Source organism: uncultured Eubacterium sp., assembly GCF_934295145.1.
Taxonomy (GTDB): Bacteria; Bacillota; Clostridia; order Lachnospirales; family Lachnospiraceae; genus Eubacterium_I.
In genome coordinates this window covers 1-4,247 of the sequence record NZ_CAKRAS010000104.1, presented here as the reverse complement: position 1 = coordinate 4,247, position 4,247 = coordinate 1, and the positions used below count along the sequence as shown (strand labels likewise).

The 4,247-nt window shown below is 42.5% G+C and carries 3 protein-coding genes; all 3 read left to right on the top strand.

All coding sequences use genetic code 11. The features are described 5' to 3' along the window. Positions 1 to 300: 300 nt before the first annotated feature. The 3 genes from Q0I54_RS13135 (at position 301) to Q0I54_RS13125 (ending at position 3,752) form a co-directional block, all read left to right on the top strand. The gene (locus tag Q0I54_RS13135) at positions 301 to 1,770 is read left to right on the top strand and encodes a LysM peptidoglycan-binding domain-containing protein (RefSeq protein WP_296119306.1); all 1,470 of its coding nucleotides are present in this window, start codon (positions 301 to 303) and stop codon (positions 1,768 to 1,770) included. A gap of 72 nt (positions 1,771 to 1,842) precedes the next feature. Beyond that, complete coding sequence (locus tag Q0I54_RS13130) at positions 1,843 to 3,066, top strand: DUF5711 family protein (RefSeq protein ID WP_296119304.1); 1,224 nt, start codon at positions 1,843 to 1,845, stop codon at positions 3,064 to 3,066. Continuing rightward, positions 3,066 to 3,752, top strand: coding sequence for a CvpA family protein (locus Q0I54_RS13125; protein WP_296119302.1), 687 nt, complete (start codon positions 3,066 to 3,068; stop codon positions 3,750 to 3,752). The genes Q0I54_RS13130 and Q0I54_RS13125 overlap by 1 nt, the downstream gene beginning before the upstream one ends. Positions 3,753 to 4,247: the final 495 nt, after the last annotated feature.

Here is a 4,247-nt window from a genome sequence, read left to right as displayed (position 1 = left end):
GCAAGTTCTGGTGCGAGATTCGGGTCTGCGTAGCAGACATATTTCAAATCCGAATCTCTGCACATTCATGCGAAGCTATTCTAAGTGGAGGTGAAACCTCCGCTTAGGAAATATGCGACGCAGTGGTCACAGAAAATTTTTCAGGTTCTTGTTGGAGTTCGTTTCTGCTTGTTCCAAATCACCCTAAACAAGAAGTTGTTTTCAAAAACCGGCAAAGTTCTACAACTCTCTCATGATAAAATTTCCCGAGAAATTTAAAACATTGTGATTGTATAAAAGATAGAAAGAGGGAATCAAAACATGGGAAATCAGAAGGACCGACAGTTTCATTTACCGAAAAATATCCGCCAGATGGGAAAACTTGGCGGCATCTGTCAGATTTATGTAGAGGATTTTGTTTACACATATGTTCATCGAACACTACACGAAGAAGTAAAAGAAAATGAAATTCCGGCAGCAGTACTGCTTGGAAAAACATACCGCCGGGGAAATCAGGAGTACATATTTATCAGTGGCGCACAGCAGGTGGATTTTTCTTTTGCAGGAGAGTCAACGGTATATGCCGAACAATTTTCACCGGAGGAAGAGGATGGTATTGAACGTACTCCGGATGAACTGTCTCATCAGGTGGACACAACTATCGTGCCGGATATAGATATTGTAGAGCAGCCGTCAGCATCCGTGGCATCTCAGGATCGCCAGCAGTTGTTCTGGGAACGGGTTTATCAGGGGATAAAAGAATATTTTTCGGATTATGAACTTCTGGGCTGGTATTTTTCACTGGAAGGCAGCAATCTGGAAGTGACAACCTCCATGCAGCAGTTTTTTGACGCAACACAGGAACACGGTTCCCGCTTTTTGTATTATGAGGACAAGCTGAGCCGGATGGATGCCTTTTTTGTGCAGGCTCAAGGTGCCTTGCAGCGGTTGGAGGGTTATGCTGTCTACTATGAGAAAAATCCGGCAATGCAGGAGTTTCTGGTGGCGCAGAACCGGCATACAGAACCTCTGCGAACAGAAACAGAGAAGGAAAATCAGGAGCCGTCGGATGTGGCGCAAAATTACCGGGTAATTTTAAATAAACTGAACGAGCGTCCGAATCGAAAAAAACATCAGCCATTTGTGTATGTGGCAGGTGTGGCTGTGCTGGCTGTGGTGGCGGCTACCGGAATTTCACAAATTGGAAATTATCAGAATCTGAAAGTGCTGGAACATACATTGCAGACGGTTTCCGGAAATGTGCAGAATGCGGATTCCCAAAATGTGCAGGACAAACAGGCAGAAGACAGTAAAAATGTAGCCGATCAGGCTGCCAATGCACAGGAACAAAATCAGAATGCGCAGGAGACAGAGAAGAAGAACTTGGCAGATGGACAGGCGGCGGGGGATCAGAACGCAGATACTCAGAGTGAAAATACTCAAAATCAGACAACAGGACAGGATACAAGTCAGACAGCGGACGATAAGTCTGCACAGAATGCAGACCAGACAGTACAAAATCAGTCAGATAAAAATAATAGCCAGACAGATCAGAACCGGAACAATGTGGGACAATCTCAGGAAGGACAGGATAATTCCAGTCAGGCGCAGTCTGCCAAAACAGATGCACAGAGCAACGCCCGCTATTATACTGTGAAAAAAGGTGACAGCCTGATGTCCATCAGCAAAGCGGTTTATCACACCACACAGAAGGTGCAGGACATCTGTAATGCGAACCAGATTGAAAACATGGACATGATCTATGAGGGACAGCAGTTATTGTTGCCGTAATCTTTCTGGACTTTCGAAAAAAAATGCTTTATGATATACAACAGATGAAAACATTCTGAAGTGGAGGAAAGTATGAATAACGCAGGAAAAAGTAATCTGCAAATGGTTCAGGCGAACTGGGAAGAAATTGAACGCAAGGTGCGTGAACATCATAAAAAGCAGTTAAAGATACTGGCCATTATAGTGGGAATCAGTGTGGCTCTTGGAATTGCATATTATATATATGTACAGCATAAATCTTATGATGACTTTCGAATCGTCAGTACAGTTGACCGCTCGGATACAAGTGCGACCAAATTTACGGAGTTCAATGGAAATCTGTTAAAATACAGCAATGATGGCGCGGCCTGTGTTACAACAGATAATCAGATCATCTGGAATCAGAGTTTTGAGATGCAGGATCCGATACTGGCTGTCTGTAAACAGTATGTGGCATTTGCGGACAAGGATGGAAAACAAATTTATGTAATGAATAGTGGCGGTACGCAGGGAAAATTTAGTGTTACAATGCCGATACAGCGAATCGATGTGTCGGCCAGCGGTGCAGTTGCTGTTATGATGGAGGAAGACGGAACCGGCTATCTGTCACTTTACAGCAAGAGCGGTGAGCAGCTGGCAGAAGGTGCAATCCATGTGGAAAGTGGTGGTACACCAATGGATATTGCAATTTCCCAGAATGGAGAAAAGCTGGCAGTATCCAGTCTTGATATTCATGATGGAAGTGCAAAAAGTACGGTTACTTTTTACGATTTTGGCTCAGTGGGTGAGGAAAAAGTGGATCACATCGTGGCTTCTTATTCCTACGACGATACGGTGATCCCGGAACTGGCTTATGTGGGTTCCGAACAGCTGATTGCATTTTCGGACAAAGGAGTTTATACCTTTACTGGTGGAACTACGCCAAAAGAAGGATCGAAAAAGCAGGTAGAGGATGAAATTAAATCCGTATTTTACGATGACTGCTATTTTGCGCTTGTATTTGCTGCGGGGAAAGATGAGGCAAAACGAAAAGTGATTGTGTATAATATGAAGTGTGATGAACAGACGCAGTTTGTGACGGATTTCCCGTTTGAAAAAATGCGTTTTCTGGATAATCACGAAATCTGCCTGTACAGCAGCAATTTATGTTCTATTTATACGCTGGGAGGACGGAAAAAATTCTATTATGAATTTGAAGATACATTCAATGAAGTTCTGCATGTGGGTGGATATCGCCGGTATGCTGTTATAATGGAAGGAAAAACACAGCAGATTCGTCTCCGTCTGTTTGGAAACGGGAAAGCAGGCCGCAAATAATGAATTGGTTATTAATAGTAGTATGTGCAATCATTTTGTTCTGCGCGATCCGTGGGTGGAACAGAGGATTGCTTCGAATTTTATATTCCTTAATTTCTGTCGTGCTGCTGATTGGACTGATTTCCTATGCGACGCCGTATGTCAGTAGTTATATTAAGAACAATACAGGGGTTTATGCAGCGCTTGAGCAGCATTGCACGCAGGCATTTCGAAACAGCGGGCAAGAGAGAGTATCAGATAGTGTGGACAATGGTACTTCCGTGGCAGGGGTATCGCTTCCGGAGCAGGTTACTTCCTATATAACAGATTCCGGAAACAGTCTGCTGGAACAAACGGGCGTGTATGATGCTCTCGGCAAAAAAATGGCAGACTGGATTCTGGCAGGGGTATCTTATTTTGTTGCGCTGTTAGTCGCAGGTATCATTGTGTCTATGATCGGGCGTTCTTTGCGTATCATTAATCGTATCCCGGTAATCAAGGGAATCAATCGGACTCTTGGAATTTTTGCCGGAGCATTTCAGGGTTTGATCTTTGTGTGGTTGTTGTTTATGCTTTTGTCTTTGTTTGCGGGGACGGAAGAAGGAAAAATGCTCATTGGGCAGATTGATCAGAACAGTATTTTGCGATATCTATATTATAATAACGTCCCGTCCAGAATTTTAACAGGATTTTTGTTTGGAAAATAGAGATAAAAAGTAGATGTTGTGGTAGCATATACGAAAAACCACAACATCTATTTTGCGTTTGGCAAGATGAAAAAATACAAGAATAAAATGTAAAAAAATATGTAAAAAAGTGTTGACAATGTAAAGGGCTGATGGTATTATCTAATAGCTGTCGCGGGGGAGCGGCGCAAGAGAAAAACAACTTAAAAGATAAAAAAGTTGTTGACAAGCGCAAAAACCTGTGATAGTATATACAAGCTGTCGCGAGAGCGGCATGATAAAAATAACTTCAAAAAAGTTAAAAAGTTGTTGACAAGTGCTTGGGCATCTGATAAGATATAAAAGTTGCTAAACAACAACAGAACACAAAGAACTTTGATAACTGAACAGTGAAATAACCTTGAAAGATTCATTGAGAACAGCGAAGCAATTCGCATTAAAATGAGTTCGAGAGAACAAAGCAGAGACGAAAGTCAAAGCAACCTAAAACAGTAACGTTTGGAATTAATGAATGGT